Origin of the sequence: Streptomyces lydicus (genome assembly GCF_004125265.1) — a bacterium.
In the GTDB taxonomy this organism is placed as follows: domain Bacteria; phylum Actinomycetota; class Actinomycetes; order Streptomycetales; family Streptomycetaceae; genus Streptomyces; species Streptomyces lydicus_C.
In genome coordinates, this window is sequence record NZ_RDTE01000003.1 from 6,788,269 (window position 1) to 6,814,290 (window position 26,022).

Below are 26,022 nucleotides of genomic sequence, written 5' to 3' on the forward strand. Positions count from 1 at the left end.
GGCTCAGCGCCCCTTCCGCGCCGCCCGGACGAACTCCCGGTTCATGGCGGCGATGCTGAAGAGCGGAATCCCCTTGGGACAGGCCGTCGCACACGCCCCGGTGTTGGTGCACCCGCCAAATCCCTCGGCGTCCATCCGTCCCACCATGTCCAGGACGCGGCTCTCCCGCTCCGGGGCGCCCTGGGGCAGGGAGCCCAGGTGGACGACCTTGGCGGCGGTGAACAGCATCGCCGAGCCGTTGGGGCAGGCCGCCACACAGGCGCCGCAGCCGATGCACTCGGCGTGCTCGAAGGCGGTGTCGGCGGCCGGCTTGGGCACGGCGGTGGCGTGTGCCTCGGGGGCGGCGCCGGTCGGGGCGGTGATGTAGCCGCCGGACTGGATGATGCGGTCGAAGGCGGAGCGGTCGACGACCAGGTCCTTGACGACCGGGAAGGCGGCGGCCCGCCACGGCTCGATGTCGAGGGTGTCGCCGTCCCGGAAGGACCGCATGTGCAGCTGGCAGGTGGTGGTGGGCTCGGGGCCGTGCGCCTCGCCGTTGATGACCAGCGAGCAGGCGCCGCAGATGCCCTCGCGGCAGTCGTGGTCGAAGGCGACCGGATCGTCACCGCCCAGCAGGAGCTCTTCGTTGAGGGTGTCGAGCATTTCCAGGAACGACATGTCCGGTGAGATGCCGTCCACCTCGTAGGTGGACAGGGCGCCCGGGGCGTCGGCGCTTTGCTGGCGCCAGATGCGCAGGGTGAGCTTCATGCGTAGCTCCGCTGGGTGGGGTGGACGTACTCGAAGACCAGGTCTTCCTTGTGGAGGACGGGGGCCTCGCCGGTGGCGGTGAACTCCCAGCCGGCCGCGTAGCAGAACTCCTCGTCCCGGCGGGCGGCCTCGCCGTCGGGGGTCTGCGACTCCTCGCGGAAGTGGCCGCCGCAGGACTCGGCGCGGTGCAGGGCGTCGAGGCACATCAGCTCGGCGAGCTCCAGGTAGTCGACGATGCGGTGGGCCTTCTCCAGGGACTGGTTGAACTCCTCGCCGGTGCCGGGCACCTTGACGCGGCGCCAGAACTGCTCGCGGAGCTGCGGAATCCGGTCGAGGGCCGTGCGCAGCCCCTCGTCCGTACGGGCCATGCCGCAGTGCTCCCACAACAGGGCGCCGATCTCGCGGTGGAAGGAGTCGGGGGTGCGGTCGCCGTCGACGGCGAGCAGCCGCGTCAGGCGTGCCGTGGTCTCCCCGACAGCCGCGACGGCCGCCGGGTGGCCGTCGTCCACGGCGGCGAGGGGCGTGCGGGCCAGGTAGTCGTTGAGGGCCGGCGGCAGGACGAAGTAGCCGTCGGCGAGGCCCTGCATCAGGGCGGAGGCGCCGAGCCGGTTGGCGCCGTGGTCGGAGAAGTTGGCCTCCCCGAGGGCGAACAGGCCGGGGACGGTGGTCTGCAGGTCGTAGTCGACCCACAGGCCGCCCATCGTGTAGTGCACGGCGGGGTAGATCCGCATCGGCGTCTCGTACGGGTCCTCCGCGGTGATCCGCGCGTACATGTCGAAGAGGTTGCCGTACTTCTCCTCGACCGCGGCCCTGCCCGTCCGGGCGATCGCGTCGGCGAAGTCCAGGTACACGCCCTGACCGCCGGGACCGACGCCGCGGCCCTCGTCGCAGACGCCCTTGGCGGCCCGGGAGGCGATGTCGCGGGGTACGAGATTGCCGAAGGAGGGGTAGCGGCGCTCCAGGTAGTAGTCGCGCTCCTCCTCGGGGATCCGGCCGGGCGGGCGGACGTCGCCCCGGGCCTTCGGGACCCAGATACGCCCGTCGTTGCGCAGCGACTCGCTCATCAGCGTGAGCTTGGACTGGTGGTCGCCGGTGCGCGGGATGCAGGTGGGGTGGATCTGGGTGAAGCAGGGGTTGGCGAAGTACGCCCCGCGCCGGTGCGCCCGCCACACGGCGGTGGCGTTGGAGTGCAGGGCGTTCGTCGACAGGTAGAAGACATTGCCGTAGCCGCCGGACGCCAGGACCACCGCATCCGCGAGGTAGCTCTCGATCCGGCCGGTGACCAGGTCGCGGGCGACGATGCCGCGGGCCCGGCCGTCGACGACGATCAGGTCGAGCATTTCGGTACGGGCGTGCAGGCGCACCGTCCCGGCCGCGATCTGCCGGGAGAGCGCCTGGTAGGCGCCGAGCAGCAGTTGCTGCCCCGTCTGGCCGCGGGCGTAGAACGTACGGGAGACCTGGACGCCGCCGAAGGAGCGGGTGTCGAGCAGGCCGCCGTACTCGCGGGCGAACGGCACGCCCTGGGCCACGCACTGGTCGATGATCTCCACCGAGATCTGCGCGAGCCGGTGCACATTGGACTCCCGTGCGCGGAAGTCGCCGCCCTTGACGGTGTCGTGGAAGAGGCGGTGGACGGAGTCGCCGTCGTTGCGGTAGTTCTTCGCCGCGTTGATCCCGCCCTGGGCGGCGATGGAGTGGGCCCGGCGCGGGGAGTCCTGATAGCAGAACTGCTCGACGTGGTAGCCCTGTTCGGCCAGGGTGGCACCGGCCGCGCCGCCCGCGAGTCCGGTGCCGACGACGATGACGGTGTGCCTGCGGCGGTTGGCCGGGCCCACGAGCCTGGCCTCGAAGCGGCGGCGGTCCCAGCGCTCGGCGACCGGCCCGCCGGGGGCCGCGGTGTCGGCGAGGGGCGCGCCGGTCGGGTAGTCGGCGTAGCTGCCGCGCGGCGGCGTGGCGGCGGTCGGCGCGGGGCCGGCGGCCGAAGTCCGGCGGCCCGCGGTCGGAGCCTGGTCGGCAGTCGGCGTCATGTCAGCTCACTACTCCGGTCATCACGGAGACGGGGACCGCGAGGAAGCCCGCGGTCAGGACGGCGGCGAGGACGTTCGCGAGGGCCTTGAGCGTCCGGTCGCGGCCGGAGTGGCCCGCGCCCAGCGTCTGCGCGGCGCTCCAGAAGCCGTGCCGGATGTGCAGCCCCAGGGCGAGCATCGCCACGACGTAGACGGCGTTGCCGTACCAGGTGGAGAAGGTCGCCACCACGTTCGCGTACGGGTGGCCGGCCTCGGCGCGCGGATTCACCGTCAGCGTCGTCAGGTCCAGCAGGTGCCAGACGACGAACAGGCCGAGGATGACACCGCCCCAGCGCATCGTCCGGGTGGCGTAGCTCGCGCGGCGGCGCAGAAGGAGGTGCGGCGCGAAGCGCCCCGGCCGGGGCCGGTGGACGGGCAACGGGTGGGAGTACTTCACCGGCCGGGCGGCGAGGTCCCGCCGGCTGAGCTGGTACGCGGCCACCGCATGCACCACGACCGCGGCCAGCAGCACCACCCGCGCGATCCACAGGAACCACTCGTGGTGCAGGAACGGCTCGCCGATGGTGCGCAGCCAGGCGGCGTACCCGTCGAACTCCGCCGCCCCGAAGAAGATCTTGAGGTTGCCCAGCATATGGACGACCAGGTACAGCAGCATCACGAGGCCGCTGACGGCCATCGCCGTCTTCTTGCCGACGGTCGAGCGCCACAGGAGGCCCGCGAAGGACGGCCGTCGGCCCGTCCGTGTGTCCAGTGCCATGCGTCCCGACGGTAGGGACCGGCTTCCGATCAGTCCAAGACATGGTCCGGCTCATCTTCATAGGCTGCGCCTATCGCCGCCTATCCTTCCCTGTATGCAGTTGCAGCAGCTCCGCTACTTCACGGCCGTGGCCGACACCCGGCACTTCACCCGCGCCGCCGAGCGCGAACACGTCGCCCAGCCCTCCCTTTCCCAGCAGATCCGTTCGCTGGAACGGGAGTTGGGAGCGGAGCTCTTCCACCGCGCCCGCGGCCACATCACCCTCACCGACGCCGGCGAGACGCTGCTGCCGCTCGCCCGGCGGATCCTCGCCGATGCCGAGACCGCCCGCCGCGAGGTCCAGGAGGTCGCCGGGCTGCGCCGCGGCCGGCTGCGCCTCGGCGCCCCGCCCAGCCTGTGCGCCAGCCTCGTCCCCGACGTCCTGCGGGCCTTCCACACCGCGTATCCGGGGGTGGACCTCCTGGTGACCGAGGACGGCTCGCAGGACCTCGTCCGGGCGCTGGCCGACGGCGCACTGGACCTGGCCCTGGTCATCACTCCGCTCCCGCTCCAGGCCCCCGCCCTGACCACCTCCGCCCTGTTGCGCGAGGAACTGGTCGTGGTCTCCGCACCCGACCGCCCGGCCCCGGTCGGCCGGCGCACCCGCATCCGGGTGGAGGATCTGCGAGGCCGGCCGCTCGCCATGTTCCGCCGCGGCTACGACCTGCGGGAATTCACCACCGCGGCGTGCCGGGCGGCCGGTTTCGAGCCCGCCTTCACCGTCGAGGGCGGCGAGATGGACGCGGTCCTCGGCTTCGTCCGGGCCGGGCTGGGCCTCGCCGTGGTCCCCAGCATGGTCGCCGAACGCTCCGGCCTGCGCGTCACCCCCTTCTCGACGCCCGGTATGCACCGCGTGGTCTCCGTCGCCCACCGGGGCGATGTCTCCCCGCCGCGCGCCGCCCGGGAGCTGGAGCGCATCCTGCGGGAGCACCTGGAGCCGGACGGGCCCTGAGCGGGCGGGAATCCGGCAGACGGGGGAGAGGGGACGGTCACCGGACGAGGCCGGGCGCGGCCCCGTGGCAGGGGGCCGCGCCCGGTCGTAGGCTGGCCGCATGTCGACCCATGCGAAGCGTGAACGGCTCCTTCTCGCCGACCTGTTGGAGAGCGCAGGCCCCGAGGCGGCGACGCTGTGCGAGAACTGGAGCGCGCGGGACCTGGCCGCGCATGTGGTGGTGCGCGAGCGGCGCGCCGACGCGGCCGGCGGGCTGCTCGTCAAGCCGCTGGCCGCGCGGCTGGAGCGGGTGCAGGCGGAGTTCGCCGGCAAGCCGTACGAGGAGCTGATCCGGCTGATCAGGACCGGGCCGCCACGGATGTCGCCGTTCGCGCTCAAGCAGATCGACGAGGCGTCCAACACCGTCGAGTTCTACGTCCACGCCGAGGACGTACGGCGGGCGCAGCCGGACTGGAGCGCGCGGGAGCTGGACCCCGTGTTCGCGGACGCGCTGTGGTCCAGGATCGAGCGGATGGCCCGGGTGCTGGGCCGGAAGTCGCCGGTGGGCCTGGTGCTGCGGCGCCCGGACGGGCGGACCGCGGTGGCCCATCGCGGCACCCCGGTGGTCACGGTCGTCGGCGAGCCGGGCGAGCTGACGATGTTCGCCTTCGGCCGGCAGGACGCCGCCGAGGTGGAGCTGGACGGCGACAAGGACGCCATCGACCGGCTGCGGGCGGCGAAGCTGGGGGTGTGAGCCCGTCCTCCGGGAAGCCGGGGGCGTGAGCCCGTCCCCCGGCGCCCGTGAAGCCCGGGGGAGTCCGCCGTCCTCGCCCGGCGGGAGCACGCCCTCTCACGAGCGGAACACCACCATCACGACCACCACGCCGACCAGCACCGCCGCCGCGAACACCGCGCCCAGCACCCGCGCCGCCACCCGCGCGGCGCGGTCCGGGTCCGGCGGCGGTGGCGGCGCGGGCGGCTGCTGATGATGCATGCCTGCAGGATGCCGCACGGCACAATGGACACCATGAGCAGCCGCGCCGCCACCCCGGACACCACCCCCGCCCTGGACCCCGCCATCGCCGCCCGCCTCAAGCGCGGCGCCGACGGCCTGGTCCCCGCCATCGCCCAGCAGTACGACACCGGCGAGGTGCTGATGCTCGGCTGGATGGACGACGAGGCGCTGCACCGCACCCTCACCACCGGCCGCTGCACGTACTGGTCCCGCAGCCGCCAGGAGTACTGGGTCAAGGGCGACACCTCCGGCCACGTCCAGCACGTCAAGTCCGTGGCACTGGACTGCGACGCCGACACCGTCCTGGTCCGGGTCGACCAGGTCGGCGCCGCCTGCCACACCGGCGACCGGACCTGCTTCGATGCGGACGTACTGACCACCCGGGCCGGTCAGGACCAGTAGGCTCCGCTGCCATGACCACGGGAACCACCGGCACCGCCACTCCGGACCTCGACACCTTCCGCACCCTCGCCAAGGACCGGCGGGTCATCCCCGTCACCCGGCGCCTGCTCGCGGACGGCGACACCCCGGTCGGGCTCTACCGCAAACTCGCCGCCGAACGCCCCGGCACCTTCCTCCTGGAGTCCGCCGAGAACGGCCGTACGTGGTCGCGCTACTCCTTCATCGGAGTCCGCAGCGCCGCCACCCTCACCACCCGCGACGGGCAGGCGCACTGGCTGGGCAGCCCGCCCGTCGGCATGCCGGCCGGGGGCGACCCGCTCGACGCGCTGCGCGACACCGTCGAGGCGCTGCACACCCCCCGCGACCTCATCGAGGGCGAGGGCCTGCCGCCCTTCACCGGCGGCATGGTCGGCTACCTCGGCTACGACATCGTGCGCCGCCTGGAGAAGATCGGCGAGCAGACCGAGGACGACCTGCGGCTGCCCGAGCTGACCATGCTGCTCACCTCCGACCTCGCCGTCCTCGACCACTGGAGCGGCACCGTCCTGCTGATCGCCAACGCGATCAACCACAACGACCTCGACACCGGTGTCGACGAGGCCTACGCCGACGCGGTGGCCCGCCTGGACACCATGGCCGACGACCTCGCCCGGCCCGCGCAGGCCGGTGCCGCCGCGCTGCCCCCGTCCGAGGTCCCGCCGTACACCGCCGAGTGGGGCGGCCCGGCCTTCCGGGAGGCCGTCGAGGACATCAAGGAGCGCATCCGGGCCGGCGAGGCCTTCCAGGTCGTGCCCTCCCAGCGCTTCGAGACCCCCTGCACGGCGAGCGCGCTGGACGTCTACCGGGTGCTGCGGGCCACCAACCCCAGCCCGTACATGTACCTCTTCCGCTTCGAGGGCGAGGACGGCGTGCGGTCCGGCTTCGACGTCGTCGGCTCCAGCCCCGAGGCGCTGGTGAAGGTCGAGGACGGCCGGGCCATGGTCCACCCCATCGCCGGCACCCGCCCGCGCGGCGCGAGCGTCCAGGAGGACCAGGCCCTCGCGGACGAGCTGCTGGCCGACCCCAAGGAACGCGCCGAGCACCTGATGCTGGTCGACCTGGGCCGCAACGACCTGGGCCGGGTCTGCGAGCCGGGTAGCGTCGAGGTCGTCGACTTCATGTCCGTCGAGCGCTACAGCCATGTGATGCACATCGTCTCGACGGTCACCGGGCAGGTGGCCGAGGGCCGCAGCGCCTTCGACGTGCTCACCGCCTGCTTCCCCGCGGGCACGCTCTCCGGCGCCCCCAAGCCGCGCGCCCTGCAGATCATCGAGGAGCTGGAGCCGACCCGGCGCGGTCTGTACGGCGGCTGCGTGGGCTACCTCGACTTCGCCGGCGACTCCGACACCGCCATCGCGATCCGCACCGCCCTGCTGCGGGACGGCACCGCCTACGTCCAGGCGGGCGCCGGGATCGTCGCTGACTCCGACCCGGTGGCCGAGGACACCGAGTGCCGCAACAAAGCCGCCGCAGTGCTGCGCGCCGTGAACACTGCGAACCACCTGGGCGGGTAGCCCGCCGTTGGTGGTCCACCGGGCGGGACCACCAACGGCTCCTGCCCCGGTCCACCCCGCCGCGGGGTGCCCCGAGTGCCCAACAAGGCGGCAGCGGTGCTGCGTGCCGTGAACACCGCGAACCACCTGGGCGGGTAGCCCCCGTGACCTGAGGTGCCACCCCGCGCGCCGGGCCCCGCCGCCCGGTGCGCGATAGTGGTACCCGTGAGTGCCGTACCCCAGACCCCCGCCGAGACCGAGCCCCAGGTCACGCCCGGGCCCCCGCCGGCCAGGCCCGCGTCCCGTGCGAAGCGCAGTCTCGCGCTGGCGCTGCCGGCCGGTGCGGTCGGCGCCGCCCTGGCGCTGCTGGCCTCCGGCCGCACCTGGGCCAAGGGCACCGCCGTGCTGGCCCAGGGCGAGCTGCCGCGCTCCGTCACCGGCGCCGATGTGACCGGTGTGCCCGGCGCGCTGGCCGTCGTCGGGCTGGCCGCGCTGGTCGCCGTCTTCGCGGTGCGCAGGGCCGGCCGGATCGCGGTCGCCGTGCTGCTCGCGCTCAGCGGCGTGGGCATCGCCGTCGCCGCGGTGCTGGGCAACTCCGACACCTCGGCGCTGCGGGAGAAGGCCGCCACCGCGGTCGGACTGACCGACGCCGGTGTGCATCACGTCACGCACACCGGATGGCCGTGGGTGGCCGCCGCCGGCGGTCTGCTGCTGCTGCTCGCCGGGCTGCTGGCACTGGTCTGCGGGCGCCACTGGCCTGCCATGTCGGGCCGCTACGAGCGCACGCCGGGGGGCGGCCGGGGCCCGCGGCGGACGCCGCCCGCGCCGGATCTGGACCGCCCCGAGGAGATCTGGAAGTCCCTGGACCGCGGTGAGGACCCCACCCGGTAACGGGGCTCCACCCGGCATCGGTGACAATGGGCGCTGAGGATCACCGCGCCCCGACCCCGGCGCGAGAGAGCAACGAGGAGCATTCATGTCGAGCAGTGGCCACGGACACACCCCCGCCGCCTGGACCGGCGTCATCATCTCGTTCATCGGCTTCTGTGTCTCCGGAGCCTTCATCGTGCTGGGGAACGTTCCCGGCTTCTGGGCCGGCATCGTGCTGATCGGTCTCGGCGCCCTGGCGGGCGGTCTGATGCGCGCGGCCGGCCTGGGCCAGGAGCCCAAGCGCTCGGCCAAGCCGCGCACCCAGGCGAAGGCGCAGCCGCAGGAGGGCTGAGCCGGCCGCAGGAGGGCCGCGCTCTCCGCTCCCGTGGCGCCGCGACCCGGCGCACCCCTCGAAGGCGCCGCTTCCCGGTCCGTACGCACCCCCGGTGCCGTACCAGCCGTCCGTGCCCTTTCCGTACGGCGGCCGAGAAGCTGCGCCTTCGCGCGCAGGGCCGCACAATCGGCACGTGAGCGAACCCGCGGCGCGGCCCCGGCCCGAAGCCCGACTCCCCGGCGGGCTGCCCCGCCGTCTGGCGGCGCCCCTGGGCGTCCTGGCCGCCGCCACCGCCGCCTTCGCCTGCCTCGGCGTCGTCGACCCGAACGAACCCGGGCACTACCCGGTGTGCCCGCTGCTGCACCTCACCGGCCTCCTCTGCCCGGCCTGCGGCGGCCTGCGCAGCGCCCATGCCGTCGCCCACGGCGATCTCGTGGCGGCGCTGGGCGCCAACGCCCTCGCGGTGGCCGGGTACGCCGCCTGTGCGGTCCTCTGGGCCCGCTGGCTGGGCCGTGCGGTGCGCGGACGCCGTACGCCGGGCCCGCGGCCGCGAGCCGTCCACTGGTGGGCGCTGGGCGGTCTGCTGCTGGTCTTCACGGTCGTCCGCAACCTCCCCTTCGGCAGCGGGCTGGCCCCGTGACCGGCAGGCCGTGCGGGCCGGTAGCGCCCGCCCGCACGGGGGCTCGGGATGTCCGGGTCGTGGGACCGCGGTCCACCGGATGTGAGACCTGGATCCTTTGGCGGATACCATCGGAGTGCCGGATGGGGCAGCTCGTCCCGCCGGCCACTGTCCACCTCCACCGCTCAAGAAGGAGGCCGCTCGCGTGAGTGTGCTCGACGAGATCATCGACGGCGTCCGTGCCGACCTCGCAGAGCGGCAGGCGCGCGTCGGCCTCGACGAGCTCAAGGAGCGGGCCCAGAAGGCGCGTCCCGCCAAGGACGGCGTCGCCGCGCTCAAGGGCGAGAGCGTCACGGTGATCTGCGAGGTCAAGCGCTCCAGCCCGTCCAAGGGCGCGCTCGCCGCGATCGCCGACCCGGCCGGTCTGGCCGCCGACTACGAGGCGGGCGGCGCGGCGGTCATCTCCGTCCTGACCGAGCAGCGCAAGTTCGGCGGTTCGCTGGCCGACCTGGAGGCCGTCCGCGCCAAGGTCGACATCCCCGTGCTGCGCAAGGACTTCATCGTCACCGCCTACCAGCTGTGGGAGGCCCGTGCCTACGGCGCCGACCTCGCGCTGCTGATCGTCTCCGCGCTGGAGCAGGAGGCCCTGGTCTCGCTGATCGAGCGGGCCGAGTCGATCGGGCTGACGCCACTGGTCGAGGTACACGACGAGGAAGAGGTCGCCCGCGCGGTGGACGCCGGCGCCAAGATCATCGGCGTCAACGCCCGCAACCTGAAGACCCTCGAGGTCGACCGCGGCAACTTCGCCCGGGTCGCCCCCGAGATCCCCGACCACATCGTCAAGATCGCCGAGTCCGGTGTCCGCGGACCGCACGACCTGATCGCGTACGCCAATGACGGCGCGGACGCGGTGCTGGTCGGCGAGTCGCTGGTGACCGGCAAGGACCCCAGGACCGCGGTCGCCGACCTGGTCGCCGCGGGCTCCCACCCGGCGATCCGGCACGGCCGGTCCTGAGCGCCGGGGAACGGCACACACCGACATGACCGCCACCGCCGCGAGGCTCAGCTGCCGGGCCCGGGTTCCTTACCCGGGGCCGGCAGGCGTGCGTGCCGCGGCGGGGGCCGGCCGCGTCCCGCGCCCGGCGCTGGTCCGCGGCTTCCCGCCCGCCGCCCACCGCAGCCCCGAGCCCCAGCGCTGCGCGCTGCCGCCGTGGCACCGCGGCTGCCGGGCGCCCGCACGACGGGTCCACGGGCGCAGGGTCAGGTACCACATCGGATCCGAGCCGGGACAGATCAACGGCAGGCGATGGCGACCGGGGTCCGCGCGCTGACGCGTCGGCCCCTTCCGGGCGCCGGGGTGCGGGCGGGTGCGGCGGTCGTCTGACTGCCTTTTCACCCCCCACCCCCGAACCCACCCCCGCCCCCTCCCCCGAAGGGGGAGAGGGGGGAGGGGGCGGGGGAGCGCCGGCGGCCGGGTCCTGTGGCTCTGTGCCCTGCGACCGGGCCCACGGGCCCGCGGCCGGGTCCCATGACCCGCGCCCCACAGCCCGCGACCGGGTTCGGGATCCGCCACCGGATCCCGCCACCCGCGACCGGACCCCACGACGCCGTCCGGCCTCCGCGAAAGCCGCCCCGTGCGGCTCCGCGGCGGCACCGGTCCGTGCGGCGCGCGCCGCCTACCGTGATGCCTGAATCCCGAATTCCGAATCCCGAATGTCTCCGACACAACCGGACTTCCGGGGCAGCCCGCCCCGGCCGAGGAGTGCGTCTGATGTCCTCCGATTTCTTCCTTCCCGACCCCGAGGGGCGCGTCCCCAGCGCCGAAGGCTATTTCGGTGCCTTCGGCGGCAAGTTCATCCCCGAGGCGCTGGTCGCCGCGGTCGACGAGGTCGCCGCCGAGTACGAGAAGGCCAAGGCGGACCCCGCGTTCGCCGCCGAGCTCAACGACCTGATGGTCAACTACACCGGGCGCCCCAGCGCGCTCACCGAGGTGCCGCGGTTCGCCGAACACGCCGGCGGGGCCCGGGTGTTCCTCAAGCGCGAGGACCTCAACCACACCGGCTCGCACAAGATCAACAACGTGCTGGGCCAGGCACTGCTCACCAAGCGGATGGGCAAGACCCGGGTCATCGCCGAGACCGGCGCCGGCCAGCACGGTGTCGCCACTGCCACCGCCTGCGCCCTCTTCGGCCTCGAATGCACCATCTACATGGGCGAGATCGACACCCAGCGGCAGGCCCTCAACGTCGCCCGGATGCGGATGCTCGGCGCCGAGGTCATCGCCGTGAAGTCCGGCAGCCGGACCCTCAAGGACGCCATCAACGAGGCCTTCCGCGACTGGGTGGCCAACGTCGACCGCACCCACTACCTGTTCGGGACCGTCGCCGGACCGCACCCCTTCCCTGCGATGGTGCGCGACTTCCACCGCGTCATCGGCGTCGAGGCGCGCCGCCAGATCCTGGAGCGCGCGGGCCGTCTGCCGGACGCGGCCGTCGCCTGTGTCGGCGGCGGCTCCAACGCCATCGGCCTCTTCCACGCCTTCCTCCCGGACGCCGGCGTCCGGCTCGTCGGCTGCGAGCCGGCCGGCCATGGCATCGAGACCGGCGAGCACGCGGCGACCCTGAGCGCCGGTGAACCGGGCATCCTGCACGGCTCCCGCAGCTACGTCCTCCAGGACGAGGAGGGCCAGATCACCGAGCCGTACTCCATCTCGGCCGGCCTCGACTACCCGGGTATCGGGCCCGAGCACGCCTACCTCAAGGACAGCGGCCGCGGTGAGTACCGTGCCGTCACCGACGACGCCGCGATGCAGGCGCTGCGCCTGCTCTCGCAGACCGAGGGCATCATCCCGGCCATCGAGAGCGCCCACGCGCTGGCCGGCGCCCTGGACCTCGGCAAGGAGCTCGGCACGGACGGCCTGATCGTCGTCAACCTGTCCGGGCGCGGCGACAAGGACATGGACACCGCCGCCCGTTACTTCGACCTGTACGACACGGACGCCGCCGTCGAGGCGGACAACGCCGCCACCGACGCGGAGATCGAGGGGGACGTCAAGTGAGCGGGAACATCAAGCTGTTGAGCGACACCCTCGCCGCCGCCAAGGCAGAGGGCCGCTCCGCCCTCATCGCCTACCTGCCGGCCGGGTTCCCGACCGTCGACGGCGGCATCGAGGCGGCGAAGGCCGTCTTCGACGGCGGCGCGGACGTCGTGGAGGTCGGGCTGCCGCACAGCGACCCGGTCCTGGACGGCCCCGTCATCCAGACCGCCGACGACATCGCCCTGCGCGGCGGCGTGAAGATCGCGGATGTGATGCGGACGGTACGCGAGGCACACCGGGCCACCGGCAAGCCCGTCCTCGTCATGACGTACTGGAACCCGATCGACCGCTACGGCATCGAGCGGTTCACCGCCGAGCTCGCCGAGGCGGGCGGCGCCGGCTGCATCCTGCCCGACCTGCCGGTCCAGGAGTCCGCGACCTGGCGGGAGCACGCCGACAAGCACGGCCTCGCCACCGTCTTCGTCGTCGCCCCCAGCAGCAAGGACGCGCGGCTGGCCGAGATCACGGCCGCGGGCTCCGGCTTCGTCTACGCCGCCTCGCTGATGGGCGTCACGGGCACCCGTGAGTCGGTGGGCGCGCAGGCGCAGGACCTCGTACGGCGTACCCAGGCGACCACCGACCTGCCGGTCTGCGTCGGCCTGGGCGTCTCCAACCCCGAACAGGCCGCCGAGGTGGCCCGGTTCGCGGACGGAGTGATCGTCGGCTCGGCGTTCGTCAAGCGGATGCTGGCGGCGGACGGCGATCTGGCGGACGGTCTCGCCGGGATCCGCGCCCTGGCCGCCGAACTGGCCGAGGGCGTGCGACAGCGGGCCTAGCGCGGAGCGCGCCGCCGGTCCCACAGGGATGGGGGGACCGGTCGGCTGTCCCTCGATAGGGCGAACATCGGTGCGGAGGGGTGCGGCGGCACCCCTCCGCTTCGTTGTCCAGGGGCGTGAGCCAGAAGAACCATGAGGGTAAGAGAACCGCCCGCGAGCGGATGCAGGAACAGCGGGAAAAGGAGAAGGCGCGCGCCCGGCGCGGCCGGCAGGCCGTCGTCGCCGGAGCGGTGGTGGTGGCGCTGGCGGTCGCCGGTGGCATCGCCGTCTGGGCGACCTCGGCCGGCAGCGGCAAGAGCGGTTCCGACAACGAAACCGCCCGCCCGAAGCAGGTCGGCGGCGGCAGCAGCCCCGCCGTTCCCGTCGGCGCCCCCCAAGCCCCCTCCACACTCACGGTGTGGGAGGACTTCCGCTGCCCCGCCTGCCAGCAGTTCGAGACCGGCTTCCGCCCGGCCATCCACGAGTTGCAGGACTCAGGTCAGCTCAAGAACGAGTACCACCTCGTGACGATCATCGACGGGAACGCCGGCGGCAAGGGGTCCCTCAACGCCGCCAACGCCGCCCTCTGTGCCCAGGACGCGGGGAAGTTCCGCGAGTACCACGATGTCCTCTACTCCCACCAGCCACCCGAGGAGGAGGACAAGTTCGCCGACAAGCAGTACCTCCTCCAGCTCGCCGGCAAGGTCAAGGGACTGGTGACCCCCGCCTTCACCCGGTGCGTCAACGACGGCAGGTACGACCGCTTCGTGCAGAAGTCCACCGACGCCTTCGCCAGGTCCGGATACCGCGGTACCCCGACCGTCCTGCTCAACGGAAAGGACCTCTCGAAGGAGAAGGGCGGCCGCTTCAGCCCCGCGGACCTGAAGAAGATGGTGCAGGACGCCGACAAGGGCAAGCAGCCGGGGAAAAGCGCCTCGCCGCACGCGGGGGCCCCGCCGCACTCAGGGGCCTCGCGCCACTCCGGCGCCTCGCCGCACCCGGCCGCCCCGACCCGGGGGAAGCAGGCCCTCCGGAGCACCCCGCCCCAGGGAGAACACGCCGCCCGGAACACTTCGCCCCGAGGGGAGCAGCACGGCGTGAGCTCCACACCGGGGACCTACAGGGATGCCACGCCGGGGACCTAGGGGACTTGGGGGACCACGGGACCACGGGACCACGGGACCAGGGGACCAGCAGACTCGGCCGGGGTCCTGGGGGAGTCAGAGGGAAGACCCTCTTGGCGTTCCTGGCCTTCCTGGCCTTCATGGCCTTCCTGGTGTTCCTGGCGGTCTCGACGGGCTCCGCCCCCGCGGCGCCGCGGTCCGCTCCCGGACACACAGCGTCATCGCACGACAGCGGGGTCGTTACGCAGCCGTTGCCGGGTGGGTTGTCGCCGACCCCGCCCGGCGCGGTAGCGTCGACCCTGCCATGGACCTCGCATTCATTCCCAGCCCGTCGGTCGGCGTCGTACATCTCGGCCCGATCCCGCTGCGCGGCTACGCATTCTGCATCATCATCGGCGTCTTCGTCGGCGTCTGGCTCGGCAACAAGCGCTGGGTACAGCGCGGTGGCCGCTCCGGCACCGTCGCCGACATCGCCGTGTGGGCCGTGCCCTTCGGGCTGGTCGGCGGCCGCCTCTACCACGTCATCACGACGTACGAGCCGTACTTCGGCCCGAACGGCCACCCGCTCGACGCCTTCAAGGTGTGGGAGGGCGGCCTCGGCATCTGGGGCGCTGTCGCGCTCGGAGCCGTGGGCGCCTGGATCGGCTGCCGCCGGCGGGGCATCCCGCTGCCGGCCTACGCCGACGCGCTGGCGCCCGGTCTGGCCATCGGGCAGGCGATCGGCCGGTGGGGCAACTGGTTCAACCAGGAGCTGTACGGCAAGCCGACCGATGTCCCGTGGGCGCTGAAGATCAGCTCCGACCCGGCGATCGGACGGATCGGCGGTACCTACCACCCGACCTTCCTCTACGAGAGCCTGTGGTGCCTCGGCGTCGCGGCGCTGGTGATCTGGGCCGACAAGCGCTTCCGGCTCGGCCACGGGCGGGCGTTCGCGCTGTACGTCGCCGCCTACTGCACCGGGCGCGCCTGGATCGAGTACATGCGGGTCGACGAGGCGCACCACATCCTGGGCCTGCGGCTCAACGTCTGGACCGCGCTGATCGTTTTCGTGCTGGCCATCGCCTACCTGGTGGTCTCCGCCAAGAAGGCACCCGGCCGGGAAGCGGTCGTCGAACCGGGGGCGCAGCTCGCCGAGGGCGAGGGCGCGGACGAGAGCGGTGAAGGCACCAAGGGCGCGGACGGCGTCAAGGGCGTCAAGGGCGCTGAGAGCGTCGACGACGCCGATGCTGACGCCACCACCGCCGGTGCCGCGGCCGTGAAGACCTCGCCGAAGCCGGCCTCCGCCGACGGGACCGCGCAGGCGGAGGAGCCCGCGAAGTCCGAAAACCCCGAGACACCCGCGAAGCCCGCGGAGTCCGCGGAGTCCGCGAAGGACGAGCCCGCGGACGGGAAGGCCGAAGACGCGGCCGACGCCCCCGCGGCGGACGCCGCCAAGCCCGCCGGCAGCGGCAGCACCAAGAAGTCCTGAGGCGGCCACCCACCACCGGCCGCCGACCGCGCCGGGCGGACCCGATACGTCGGATCCGCCCGGCGCTGTGCTGTCCCGGGGCGTTGCCGCGCCGTCAGCACCGTCGCCCGGCCGGCTCCCGCACCCGCCGGGCCCCGCCGGCCGGGGGCCGGGGGGCGCCACCGTCACAGCACCCCCGACGCGCGCAGCCCCTCGATCTCGGGACCGGTCAGGCCGATCCCGGCGAGCACCTCGTCCGTGTCCGCGCCGTGCGGGCGCCCCGCCCACCGGATGGCGCCCGGTGTTTCGGAGAGCCGGAAGAGGACGTTCTGCATCCGGACGGTGCCGAGTTCGTCGTCCGGGACCTCGGTGATCGTTCCCAGCGCCCGGTACTGCGGATCCGCCATCACCTCGCGGATGTCGTAGACGGGTGCCACCGCCGCTTCGGCCTTCTCGAAGGCGGCCAGCACCTCGGCCCGGTCGTGCCGGGCGATCCAGCCGGCGACCGCCGCATCGAGCTCATCGGCGTGCCGGGCACGCCCCTCGCCGGTCGCGAACCAGGGCTCGTCGATCACCTCGGGCCGGCCGACCAGCCGCATCACCCGCGCGGCGACCGACTCGGCCGAGGTGGAGACCGCCACCCAGGAGCCGTCGGCGGTGCGGTAGGTGTTGCGCGGCGCGACATTGGGGGACCGGTTGCCGGTCCGCGGCTGGAGGTGGCCGAGCTGGTCGTACCAGAGCGGCTGGGGGCCGAGGACGGTCAGCATCGGTTCGATCAGCGCCAGGTCGATGACCTGGCCGCGGCCGGTCGCCGCCCGGGCGTGCAGTGCGGCCATCACGGCGTACGACGTGGTCAGCGCGGCGACCGCGTCGGCGAGGCCGAACGGCGGCAGGGTCGGCGGGCCGTCCGGCTCACCGGTGATCGCGGCGAAGCCGCTCATCGCCTCGGCCAGGGTGCCGAACCCGGGGCGCCGGGCATACGGGCCGAACTGCCCGAAGCCGGTGACCCGCGCCAGCACCAGCCCCGGACGGCGCGCGGACAGCTCGTCCCAGCCCAGCCCCCAGCGCTCCAGGGTCCCGGGCCGGAAGTTCTCGATGACGACGTCGGCCCCGGCGGCCAGCCGCAGCAGGACCTCCCGGCCCTCCGGGTGGGAGAGATCGAGGGTGACGGTCTTCTTGTTGCGGCCCAGCAGCTTCCACCACAGTCCGATGCCGTCCTTGGCGGGCCCGTGGCCGCGTGACGGGTCGGGGCGGTGCGGATGCTCGACCTTGATCACCTCGGCGCCGTAGTCCCCCAGCAGGGTGGCGGCGAGCGGACCGGCGAACAGCGTGGCGAGATCGAGCACCCGCAGCCCGGCGAGCGGACCGGGGGAGGGCGCCGCACCATCGGGCCGGGCGCCGGCCCCGGTGGCCGTCACCGTCCGCCCGCCTCCGTCATCGCGGGGATGGCCGAGATCGCGGTGAAGGCCTGCTCGTGGGTGCGGGCACGGGCCCGGTCACGGGTGAAGACCTCGCGGGCGACGGTGGCCAGCGCGGCCCCGGGCGCCTGCAGATCGAGACGGCTGGCGCGGGCGACCTCCTCGCTCCACTCGGCCGGTACCGCCGCCGCGCCGCGCAGGGCGCCGACCAGCGCGCCGCACATCGTGGCGATCGAGTCGCAGTCGCGGCCGTAGTTGACCGCGCCGAGGACCGTGGCCCGGTAGTCGCCGCCACCGGTCAGCAACATGCCCAGGGCGATGGGAAGTTCCTCGACGGCGTGCAGCCGGGAGGGCCGCCGGGCGCCGAGCGACGGGTTGCGGTAGTCCGGGCCCACCGTGTCGAAGGGGGCGACGGCCGCCCGCAGCGGCGCCGGTGCCGACTCGGCTTCGGTGACCGACGACGCGGCTTCGCAGACCGCCTCGATCGCGGCGCGGGTGCCGTCCTTGGCCAGCCGCAGCGCCTGGACGACGACCGAGGACGGGGTGGCGTCCGGCAGGAACGCGGCGGCCACGGCCGCGGCGAACACCCCCGCCGCCTCCCGCCCGTAGGAGGCCTGGTGCGCACCGGCGATGTCCAGCGCCTCGGCGTACGCCCGGTCCGGGTTGCCGGCGTTGACGATGCCGACCGGAGCCATGTACATCGCCGCACCACAGTTGACGATATTGCCGACGCCCGCCTCGCGGGGGTCCGCGTGCCCGTAGTGCAGCCGCGCCACGATCCACTTCTCGGCGAGGAAGATCCGCTGCAGCGGCAGCGCCTCGGTCTCCAGTTCCGGGATCCAGCGCGGGGTGCCGATCAGGTCCGGGACGAGGTGGTCGGCGATGTCATAGGCGTCGAGGTGGTCGCGCACCGTCTCGTAGACCCGCACCAGCGCATGTGTCATCAGGGTGTCGTCGGTGACGTGGCCGTCGCCCTTGTGGAACGGCGTGAGCGGGCGGGCGGTGCGCCAGTTGTCGTGGAACGGTCCGACGATGCCCTCGACCCGGCCGCCGTGCCGTTTGACGATCTCCTCCGGCGACCAGCCCTGCACGGGCCCGCCGAGCGCATCGCCGACGGCGGCGCCGACCAGGCAGCCGGCCGCCCGGTCCTCCAGGGACGGCGGGGCCGGGACGGCGGGCGGCACCGGCCCCGCGGGCGACGGTTCGGCGACCGGCGGGACGGTGCGGGCCGTGAGGGTCCGGACGGCCCCCGCGTCGGAGGCGTCCGGTGCGTCCGGCGAAGCCGGTGCACCCGGCGTATCCGGTGCCGAGGCCGGCCTCGCCTCCGGCCTCGTCTCCGGCGCCGCGGCCGGTGTCTGCTCGCTTGCGTACGTCATCTGCGGGTGAGTCCTTCCACGGGCGGGGGAGGGGGAGGCGGCCGGAAGGGCGCCGGGACGGCAACGGGGCGGGCCGGCGGAACGGCCGTCCCGGTGACCTGGGGCGCCGGGACGGTTTCGGACCGCCGCGCTGTATCCGTGCCACGCGGCGCCCCGGCTCTCCTGTCCCGGGCGGCAGGGTCACCCGGTCGACTCCCCCGTACGGCACCCGGAACCGGACCGCCCGAGGGTCCGAAAACGGGGTGTGACCCGGATCTCATCACCCACCTCAAGGAAAAACCGCAGGTCAGCGCGGTAAGTTCGGCCTTCCTTGCTAGCGGCGGAGGGTGCTGCGCGCATAACTTCGAGGTGTTGAAGGGGGAAGCGCCGCCATCGGCCCACACCTCGCTGCAGGGAGTAGGTACCGATATGTCCGTCATGGAGATCATGGATGCCGCGGCGCCGACGCATGTGGCCCACCGCGACAACCACACCCACCGCGATGTGAACGGCGGCTGGCTGCGCCCCGCCGTCTTCGGTGCGATGGATGGGCTGGTCTCGAACCTCGCCCTGATGACGGGTGTCGCCGGCGGTGCGCTGTCGCAGCAGACGATCATCATCACCGGCCTGGCGGGGCTGGCCGCCGGCGCCTTCTCGATGGCCGCGGGGGAGTACACCTCGGTCGCCTCGCAGCGTGAGCTGGTGCAGGCCGAGCTGGACATCGAGCGGTCCGAGCTGCGCAAGCACCCGAAGGACGAGCTGGAGGAGCTGGCGGCGCTCTACGAGTCCCGCGGGGTCGAGCCGGCGCTCGCCCGGCAGGTCGCGGCGCAGCTGTCCCGGGACCCGGAGCAGGCCCTGGAGATCCATGCGCGCGAGGAGCTGGGGATCGACCCGTCCGACCTTCCTTCGCCCACCGTCGCCGCAGTCTCCTCCTTCGGATCGTTTGCGCTGGGTGCGCTGCTGCCTGTCCTTCCTTACCTGCTGGGGGCGTCCGCGATCTGGCCCGCGGTGCTGCTCGCGCTGGTCGGACTCTTCGCCTGCGGTGCCGTCGTGGCGCGGGTGACGGCGCGTTCCTGGTGGTTCAGCGGGCTGCGGCAGCTGACCCTGGGCGGCGCGGCCGCGGGTGTGACGTACGCCCTGGGAGCACTGTTCGGAACCGTCGTAGGCTGACGTGTCATACGGGTGACCGCATAATTACCGCGTTACCCAGCGGTTTCGTTTTGTTGACGACCGGGCATAAGGCCCAGGCGTCGCGGGCAACGTCGCTCGCCGAACGCCGCCTTGTGGGACGGCCTGGATTCCGTCCGTGCACTGACTCACCGCCCGTGCGGTGTCCGCATGTTGGAAGCCCCTTTTCGCTTTTTGAGAAGGGAGTCATCCTGTAACCTGCACGAAATTTCGCGGAGGGCCAACGTCGTCCCTCGGCAATGCCTATGCCACGACGACGTTGGGAGAGCCGATGCGTCTCGCGTCCACGCACTCCGCGACCACCAGCAGCGCCAGCGCCGCCGCCTGGTCGCCCATGGACGGCCGCCCTGCCCAGCAGGGCATGTACGACCCGCGCAACGAGCACGACGCCTGTGGCGTCGGCTTTGTGGCCACCCTCACCGGCGAGGCCAGCCACGCACTGGTCGAGCAGGCACTCACCGTCCTGACGAATCTGGAGCACCGCGGTGCCACCGGCTCCGAGCCCGACTCGGGTGACGGCGCCGGCATCCTGCTCCAGGTGCCGGACGCGTTCCTTCGCGAGAACGTCACCTTCGAGCTCCCCGAGGCCGGCGCCTACGCCGTCGGCATCGCCTTCCTGCCGTCCGACGCCCGGGAAGCGGCCGACGCCGTCTCGCGCATCGAGACGATCGCCGGCGAAGAGGGCCTGGACGTCATCGGCTGGCGGGTGGTCCCGGTCGCCCCGCAGCTGCTCGGCAACGGCGCCCGCGCCACCATGCCGGCCTTCTCCCAGATCTTCGTGAGCGACGGGGAGAACACCGGTCTGGCCCTGGACCGCAAGGCCTTCGCGCTGCGCAAGCGCGCCGAGCGGGAGGCCGGGGTCTACTTCCCCTCGCTGTCCGCCCGCACGATCGTCTACAAGGGCATGCTGACCACCGGCCAGCTGGAGCCCTTCTTCCCCGACCTGTCCGACCGCCGCTTCGCCACCGCCGTCGCGCTGGTCCACTCGCGGTTCTCCACCAACACCTTCCCGAGCTGGCCGCTCGCCCACCCGTACCGCTTCGTCGCGCACAACGGCGAGATCAACACGGTCAAGGGCAACCGCAACTGGATGCGGGCCCGCGAGTCGCAGCTGGCCACCAAGCTCTTCGGCAAGGAGAACGCCGAGAACCTGGAGCGGCTGTTCCCGGTCTGCACCCCGGACGCCTCCGACTCCGCCTCCTTCGACGAGGTCCTGGAGCTGCTCCACCTCGGCGGCCGCTCACTGCCGCACTCGGTGCTGATGATGGTCCCCGAGGCGTGGGAGAACTCCCCCTCCATGGACCCGGCCCGGCGCGCCTTCTACCAGTACCACTCCACGATGATGGAGCCCTGGGACGGCCCGGCCTGCGTCACCTTCACCGACGGCATCCAGGTCGGCGCGGTCCTCGACCGCAACGGTCTGCGCCCCGGCCGCTACTGGGTCACCGACGACGGCCTGGTCGTGCTCTCCTCCGAGGTCGGCGTCCTGGACATCGACCCCGCGAAGGTGGTCCGCAAGGGCCGCCTGCAGCCCGGCCGGATGTTCCTCGTGGACACCGCCGAGGGCCGCATCATCGAGGACGACGAGATCAAGGCGCAGCTCGCCGCCGAGCACCCCTACCAGGAGTGGCTGGACTCCGGTCTGATCGAGCTCGCCGACCTGCCCGAGCGTGAGCACATCGTGCACACCCACGCCTCGGTCACCCGCCGCCAGCAGACCTTCGGTTACACCGAGGAAGAGCTGCGCGTCATCCTCGCCCCGATGGCCAAGGCCGGCGCCGAGCCCATCGGCTCGATGGGCACCGACTCGCCGATCGCCGCGCTGTCCGAGCGCCCCCGGCTGCTCTTCGACTACTTCACCCAGCTCTTCGCGCAGGTCACCAACCCGCCGCTGGACGCCATCCGCGAGGAGCTGGTCACCTCGCTGATCTCCTCCCTCGGCCCGCAGGGCAACCTCCTGGAGCCGAGCGCGGCCTCCTGCCGCAGCGTGACCCTGCCGTTCCCGGTCATCGACAACGACGAGCTGGCCAAGCTCGTCCACATCAACGCCGACGGCGACATGCCCGGCATGAAGGCCGTGACCCTCTCCGGCCTCTACCGGGTCTCCGGCGGCGGCGAGTCGCTGGCCGCCCGGATCGAGCAGATCTGCGCCGAGGCGGACGCCGCCATCGACGACGGCGCCCGGCTGATCGTGCTCTCCGACCGCCACTCCGACGCCGAGCACGCGCCGATCCCGTCGCTGCTGCTCACCGCCGCGGTCCACCACCACCTCATCGGCACCAAGGAGCGCACCCAGGTCGGTCTGCTCGTCGAGGCCGGTGATGTGCGCGAGGTGCACCACGTCGCGCTGCTCATCGGGTTCGGCGCCGCGGCCGTCAACCCCTACCTGGCCATGGAGTCGGTCGAGGACCTGGTCCGCGCCGGTACCTTCCTGCCGGGCATCGAGGCCGAGGCCGCGATCAAGAACCTGATCAAGGCGCTCGGCAAGGGCGTCCTGAAGGTCATGTCCAAGATGGGCATCTCCACCGTCGCCTCCTACCGGGGCGCGCAGGTCTTCGAGGCCGTCGGCCTGGACGAGGAGTTCGTCGCCCGGTACTTCCACGGCACCGCCACCAAGATCGGCGGCGCGGGCCTGGACGTCATCGCCAAGGAGGTCGCGGCGCGGCACGCCAAGGCCTACCCGGCCTCCGGCATCGCCGCCACCCACCGCGCGCTGGACATCGGCGGCGAGTACCAGTGGCGCCGCGAGGGCGAGCCGCACCTCTTCGACCCGGACACCGTCTTCCGGCTCCAGCACTCCACCCGCTCGCGCCGCTACGACATCTTCAAGCAGTACACGGACCGGGTGAACGAGCAGTCCGAGCGGCTGATGACGCTGCGCGGCCTGTTCTCCTTCGCCGCCGAGCGCCCCTCGATCCCGATCGAGGAGGTCGAGCCGGCGTCCGAGATCGTCAAGCGCTTCTCCACCGGCGCCATGTCGTACGGCTCCATCTCCCAGGAGGCGCACGAGACCCTCGCCATCGCCATGAACCAGCTGGGCGGCAAGTCCAACACCGGTGAGGGCGGCGAGGACCCGGACCGTCTCTACGACCCGGCGCGCCGCTCCTCCATCAAGCAGGTCGCCTCCGGCCGCTTCGGTGTGACCTCGGAGTACCTGGTCAACTCCGACGACATCCAGATCAAGATGGCCCAGGGCGCCAAGCCCGGCGAGGGCGGCCAGCTGCCCGGCCACAAGGTCTACCCGTGGGTCGCCAAGACCCGGCACTCCACCCCGGGCGTCGGCCTGATCTCCCCGCCGCCGCACCACGACATCTACTCCATCGAGGATCTGGCTCAGCTGATCCACGACCTCAAGAACGCCAACCCGGCCGCCCGCATCCACGTGAAGCTGGTCTCCGAGGTCGGCGTCGGCACGGTCGCCGCGGGTGTCTCCAAGGCGCACGCGGACGTGGTCCTGATCTCCGGCCACGACGGCGGTACGGGCGCCTCGCCGCTGACCTCCCTCAAGCACGCGGGCGGCCCCTGGGAGCTGGGCCTGGCCGAGACCCAGCAGACGCTGCTGCTCAACGGCCTGCGCGACCGCATCGTGGTGCAGACCGACGGCCAGCTCAAGACCGGCCGCGATGTCGTCATCGCCGCCCTGCTGGGCGCCGAGGAGTTCGGCTTCGCCACCGCACCGCTGGTCGTCTCCGGCTGCGTCATGATGCGGGTGTGCCACCTGGACACCTGCCCGGTCGGTATCGCCACCCAGAACCCGACGCTGCGCGAGCGGTTCAGCGGCAAGGCCGAGTACATCGTCAACTTCTTCCAGTTCATCGCCGAAGAGGTCCGCGAGCTGCTGGCCGAGCTGGGCTTCCGCACCCTCGACGAGGCCATCGGCCACGCCGAGCTGCTGAACACCTCCCGCGCGGTGGACCACTGGAAGGCGCAGGGCCTGGACCTGGCCCCGCTGCTGCACGTCCCCGAGCTGGCCGAGGGCGCCGTGCGCCACCAGGTCATCGAGCAGGACCACGGCCTGGAGAAGGCGCTCGACAACGAGCTGATCAAGCTCGCCGCCGACGCCCTGGCCGCGGACAGCGCCGAAGCCGCCCAGCCGGTCCGGGCGCAGATCGCGATCCGGAACATCAACCGGACCGTCGGCACCATGCTCGGCCACGAGGTCACCAAGAAGTTCGGTGGCGCGGGCCTGCCCGACGACACCATCGACATCACCTTCACCGGCTCGGCCGGCCAGTCCTTCGGTGCGTTCCTGCCGCGCGGCATCACCCTGCGGCTGGAGGGCGACGCCAACGACTACGTCGGCAAGGGCCTGTCGGGCGGCCGGGTCGTGGTCCGCCCGGACCGCGGCGCCGACCACCTCGCCGAGTACTCCACCATCGCCGGCAACACCCTCGCCTACGGCGCCACCGGCGGCGAGCTGTACCTGCGCGGCCGGGTCGGCGAACGCTTCTGCGTCCGCAACTCCGGTGCCACGGTGGTCTCCGAGGGCGTCGGCGACCACGGCTGCGAGTACATGACCGGCGGTAACGCGGTCGTCCTGGGCGAGACGGGCCGCAACTTCGCGGCCGGTATGTCCGGCGGCTTCGCCTACGTCATCGACCTCGACCCGGCCAACGTCAACAAGGAGCTCGTCGACGCGGTGAACCCGCTGGACGACGCCGACAAGCAGTGGCTGCACGACGTCGTGCAGCGCCACCAGGAGGAGACCGGCTCGACCGTCGCCGCCAAGCTCCTCGCCGACTGGGATGCCGCGGCCGCACGTTTCAGCAAGGTCATCCCGCCCACCTACCAGGCAGTGCTCGTCGCCAAGGACGCCGCTGAGCAGGCCGGACTCTCCGAGTCCGAGACCCACGAGAAGATGATGGAGGCGGCGACCAATGGCTGACCCCAAGGGCTTCCTGAACCACGAGCGCGAGATCGCCAAGACCCGCCCCGTCGAGGAGCGCGTCAAGGACTGGAACGAGGTCTACCAGCCCGGCTCCCTGCTGCCGATCATCAGCAAGCAGGCGTCGCGCTGCATGGACTGCGGCATCCCGTTCTGCCACAACGGCTGCCCGCTCGGAAACCTCATCCCCGAGTGGAACGACTACGCCTACCGCGAGGACTGGACCGAGGCCAGCGAGCGGCTGCACGCGACCAACAACTTCCCGGAGTTCACCGGTCGCCTCTGCCCCGCGCCCTGCGAGGCCGCCTGTGTGCTGGGCATCAACCAGCCGCCGGTGACCATCAAGAACGTCGAGGTCTCCATCATCGACAAGGCGTGGGACAACGGCGACGTCACCCCGCAGCCGCCCGAGCGCCTGTCCGGCAAGACCGTCGCCGTCATCGGCTCGGGCCCCGCGGGCCTGGCCGCCGCCCAGCAGCTGACCCGGGCCGGCCACACCGTCGCCGTCTACGAGCGCGCGGACCGTATCGGCGGTCTTCTCCGCTACGGCATCCCCGAGTTCAAGATGGAGAAGCGGCACATCAACCGCCGCATCGAGCAGATGCGCGCGGAGGGCACCAAGTTCCGCACCGAGGTGGAGATCGGCCGGGACCTCGACGCGAAGAAGCTGCGCAAGCGCTACGACGCCGTGGTCATCGCCGCCGGCTCCACCACCTCCCGCGACCTTCCGGTGCCCGGCCGCGAGCTGAACGGCATCCACTTCGCGATGGAGTACCTGCCGCTGGCCAACAAGGTGCAGGAGGGTGACCTGACCGTCGCCCCGATCAGCGCCGAGGGCAAGCACGTGGTCGTCATCGGCGGCGGCGACACCGGCGCGGACTGCGTCGGCACCGCCCACCGCCAGGGCGCGGCCTCGGTCACCCAGCTGGAGATCATGGGCAAGCCGGGCGACGAGCGGAACCCGGGCCAGCCCTGGCCGACCTTCCCGATGCTCTACAAGGTCACCTCCGCGCACGAGGAGGGCGGCGAGCGGATCTACTCCGTCTCCACCACCCACTTCGAGGGCGACGAGGACGGCAACGTCCAGTGGCTGCACCTGACCGAGGTGGAGTTCAAGGACGGCCGCCCGGAGCCGAAGCCCGGCACCGAGCGGAAGATCCCGGCCCAGCTGGTCACCCTCGCCATGGGCTTCACCGGCACCGACCAGGAGAACGGCCTGGTCGAGCAGTTCGGCCTGGAGCTCGACGAGCGCGGCAACATCGCCCGCGACGCGGACTTCGCCACCAACGTCCCCGGCGTGTACGTCGCCGGTGACGCCGGCCGCGGCCAGTCGCTGATCGTGTGGGCCATCGCCGAGGGCCGTTCCGCGGCCAAGGGCGTGGACCGCTTCCTCACCGGAGTCAGCGCCCTGCCGGCTCCCATCAAGCCGACGGACCGCGCACTGACCGTGTGATCCGTCCCCCGATGTCCCGTACAACGT

At 72.6% G+C, this 26,022-nt stretch carries 22 protein-coding genes; 16 read left to right on the forward strand and 6 right to left on the reverse strand.

Annotation, left to right across the window (positions count from 1 at the left end):
- Nucleotides 1–3: 3 nt before the first annotated feature.
- Genes D9V36_RS32410 through D9V36_RS32420 form a run of 3 tightly spaced genes read right to left on the reverse strand, consistent with a single transcriptional unit; the run spans nt 4 to nt 3,531 of the window.
- On the reverse strand, nt 4–747 hold the full coding sequence (locus tag D9V36_RS32410) for a succinate dehydrogenase/fumarate reductase iron-sulfur subunit (protein WP_129296892.1): 744 nt from the start codon (nt 745–747) through the stop codon (nt 4–6).
- Nucleotides 744–2,774, reverse strand: coding sequence for a fumarate reductase/succinate dehydrogenase flavoprotein subunit (locus D9V36_RS32415; protein WP_129296893.1), 2,031 nt, complete (start codon nt 2,772–2,774; stop codon nt 744–746). The genes D9V36_RS32410 and D9V36_RS32415 overlap by 4 nt, the downstream gene beginning before the upstream one ends.
- A 1-nt stretch (nt 2,775) precedes the next feature.
- Entirely contained in the window at nt 2,776–3,531 is a 756-nt protein-coding gene (locus D9V36_RS32420; RefSeq protein ID WP_129296894.1) for a succinate dehydrogenase, read from the reverse strand.
- Between the two features lie 94 nt (nt 3,532–3,625).
- Here D9V36_RS32420 and D9V36_RS32425 point away from each other — a divergent pair, with 94 nt between their 5' ends.
- Together D9V36_RS32425 and D9V36_RS32430 are read left to right on the forward strand one after the other, a co-directional pair.
- Entirely contained in the window at nt 3,626–4,522 is an 897-nt protein-coding gene (locus D9V36_RS32425) for a LysR family transcriptional regulator (protein ID WP_129296895.1), read from the forward strand.
- A 100-nt stretch (nt 4,523–4,622) separates the two neighbouring features.
- Entirely contained in the window at nt 4,623–5,255 is a 633-nt protein-coding gene (locus D9V36_RS32430; RefSeq protein WP_129296896.1) for a TIGR03085 family metal-binding protein, read from the forward strand.
- A 96-nt stretch (nt 5,256–5,351) separates the two neighbouring features.
- Here the strand turns inward: D9V36_RS32430 and D9V36_RS41215 are convergent, their stop codons facing one another.
- A complete protein-coding gene (locus tag D9V36_RS41215) occupies nt 5,352–5,495 on the reverse strand; it encodes a hypothetical protein (protein ID WP_164993081.1) in 144 nt (47 codons plus the stop codon).
- Between the two features lie 33 nt (nt 5,496–5,528).
- Here D9V36_RS41215 and hisI point away from each other — a divergent pair, with 33 nt between their 5' ends.
- The 11 genes from hisI (at nt 5,529) to lgt (ending at nt 15,717) form a co-directional block, all read left to right on the forward strand.
- Nucleotides 5,529–5,918 (forward strand): phosphoribosyl-AMP cyclohydrolase, encoded by a 390-nt coding sequence (gene hisI / locus D9V36_RS32435; RefSeq protein ID WP_129296897.1) that lies wholly within the window; start codon nt 5,529–5,531, stop codon nt 5,916–5,918.
- A gap of 11 nt (nt 5,919–5,929) precedes the next feature.
- Nucleotides 5,930–7,471, forward strand: coding sequence for an anthranilate synthase component I (locus D9V36_RS32440; protein WP_129296898.1), 1,542 nt, complete (start codon nt 5,930–5,932; stop codon nt 7,469–7,471).
- Between the two features lie 204 nt (nt 7,472–7,675).
- Entirely contained in the window at nt 7,676–8,341 is a 666-nt protein-coding gene (locus D9V36_RS32445; RefSeq protein WP_129296899.1) for a TIGR02234 family membrane protein, read from the forward strand.
- Between the two features lie 85 nt (nt 8,342–8,426).
- A complete protein-coding gene (locus tag D9V36_RS32450; protein ID WP_129296900.1) occupies nt 8,427–8,672 on the forward strand; it encodes an HGxxPAAW family protein in 246 nt (81 codons plus the stop codon).
- 175 nt (nt 8,673–8,847) lie between these two features.
- On the forward strand, nt 8,848–9,294 hold the full coding sequence (locus D9V36_RS32455) for a DUF2752 domain-containing protein (protein WP_129296901.1): 447 nt from the start codon (nt 8,848–8,850) through the stop codon (nt 9,292–9,294).
- 184 nt (nt 9,295–9,478) lie between these two features.
- A complete protein-coding gene (gene trpC, locus D9V36_RS32460) occupies nt 9,479–10,288 on the forward strand; it encodes an indole-3-glycerol phosphate synthase TrpC (RefSeq protein ID WP_088797201.1) in 810 nt (269 codons plus the stop codon).
- A 25-nt stretch (nt 10,289–10,313) separates the two neighbouring features.
- Nucleotides 10,314–10,604 (forward strand): tryptophan biosynthesis modulator TrpM, encoded by a 291-nt coding sequence (trpM, locus tag D9V36_RS43140; RefSeq protein WP_431357716.1) that lies wholly within the window; start codon nt 10,314–10,316, stop codon nt 10,602–10,604.
- Between the two features lie 440 nt (nt 10,605–11,044).
- On the forward strand, nt 11,045–12,331 hold the full coding sequence (gene trpB / locus D9V36_RS32470; protein WP_129296902.1) for a tryptophan synthase subunit beta: 1,287 nt from the start codon (nt 11,045–11,047) through the stop codon (nt 12,329–12,331).
- Nucleotides 12,328–13,146: a tryptophan synthase subunit alpha gene (gene trpA, locus D9V36_RS32475; protein ID WP_129296903.1), complete on the forward strand. Its 819-nt coding sequence runs from the start codon at nt 12,328–12,330 to the stop codon at nt 13,144–13,146. Before trpB ends, trpA begins: the two co-directional genes overlap by 4 nt.
- Nucleotides 13,147–13,262: 116 nt before the next feature.
- Nucleotides 13,263–14,270 (forward strand): DsbA family protein, encoded by a 1,008-nt coding sequence (locus D9V36_RS32480; RefSeq protein ID WP_129296904.1) that lies wholly within the window; start codon nt 13,263–13,265, stop codon nt 14,268–14,270.
- A 283-nt stretch (nt 14,271–14,553) separates the two neighbouring features.
- The gene (lgt, locus tag D9V36_RS32485) at nt 14,554–15,717 is read left to right on the forward strand and encodes a prolipoprotein diacylglyceryl transferase (RefSeq protein WP_129296905.1); all 1,164 of its coding nucleotides are present in this window, start codon (nt 14,554–14,556) and stop codon (nt 15,715–15,717) included.
- A gap of 164 nt (nt 15,718–15,881) precedes the next feature.
- Here lgt and D9V36_RS32490 read toward each other — a convergent pair whose 3' ends face one another.
- Together D9V36_RS32490 and D9V36_RS32495 are read right to left on the reverse strand one after the other, a co-directional pair.
- On the reverse strand, nt 15,882–17,114 hold the full coding sequence (locus D9V36_RS32490; protein WP_129296906.1) for a CaiB/BaiF CoA transferase family protein: 1,233 nt from the start codon (nt 17,112–17,114) through the stop codon (nt 15,882–15,884).
- Complete coding sequence (locus D9V36_RS32495) at nt 17,111–18,490, reverse strand: ADP-ribosylglycohydrolase family protein (protein WP_241721128.1); 1,380 nt, start codon at nt 18,488–18,490, stop codon at nt 17,111–17,113. The genes D9V36_RS32490 and D9V36_RS32495 overlap by 4 nt, the downstream gene beginning before the upstream one ends.
- Before the next feature lie 417 nt (nt 18,491–18,907).
- Between D9V36_RS32495 and D9V36_RS32500 the strand changes: the two genes are divergently transcribed.
- The 3 genes from D9V36_RS32500 (at nt 18,908) to D9V36_RS32510 (ending at nt 25,995) form a co-directional block, all read left to right on the forward strand.
- Entirely contained in the window at nt 18,908–19,639 is a 732-nt protein-coding gene (locus D9V36_RS32500; protein ID WP_129298839.1) for a VIT1/CCC1 transporter family protein, read from the forward strand.
- Nucleotides 19,640–19,928: 289 nt separating this feature from the next.
- Nucleotides 19,929–24,542, forward strand: coding sequence for a glutamate synthase large subunit (gene gltB / locus D9V36_RS32505; protein ID WP_129296907.1), 4,614 nt, complete (start codon nt 19,929–19,931; stop codon nt 24,540–24,542).
- Nucleotides 24,535–25,995, forward strand: a complete 1,461-nt coding sequence (locus D9V36_RS32510; RefSeq protein ID WP_129296908.1) for a glutamate synthase subunit beta — start codon at nt 24,535–24,537, stop codon at nt 25,993–25,995. Before gltB ends, D9V36_RS32510 begins: the two co-directional genes overlap by 8 nt.
- The last annotated feature ends 27 nt before the right edge of the window (nt 25,996–26,022 follow it).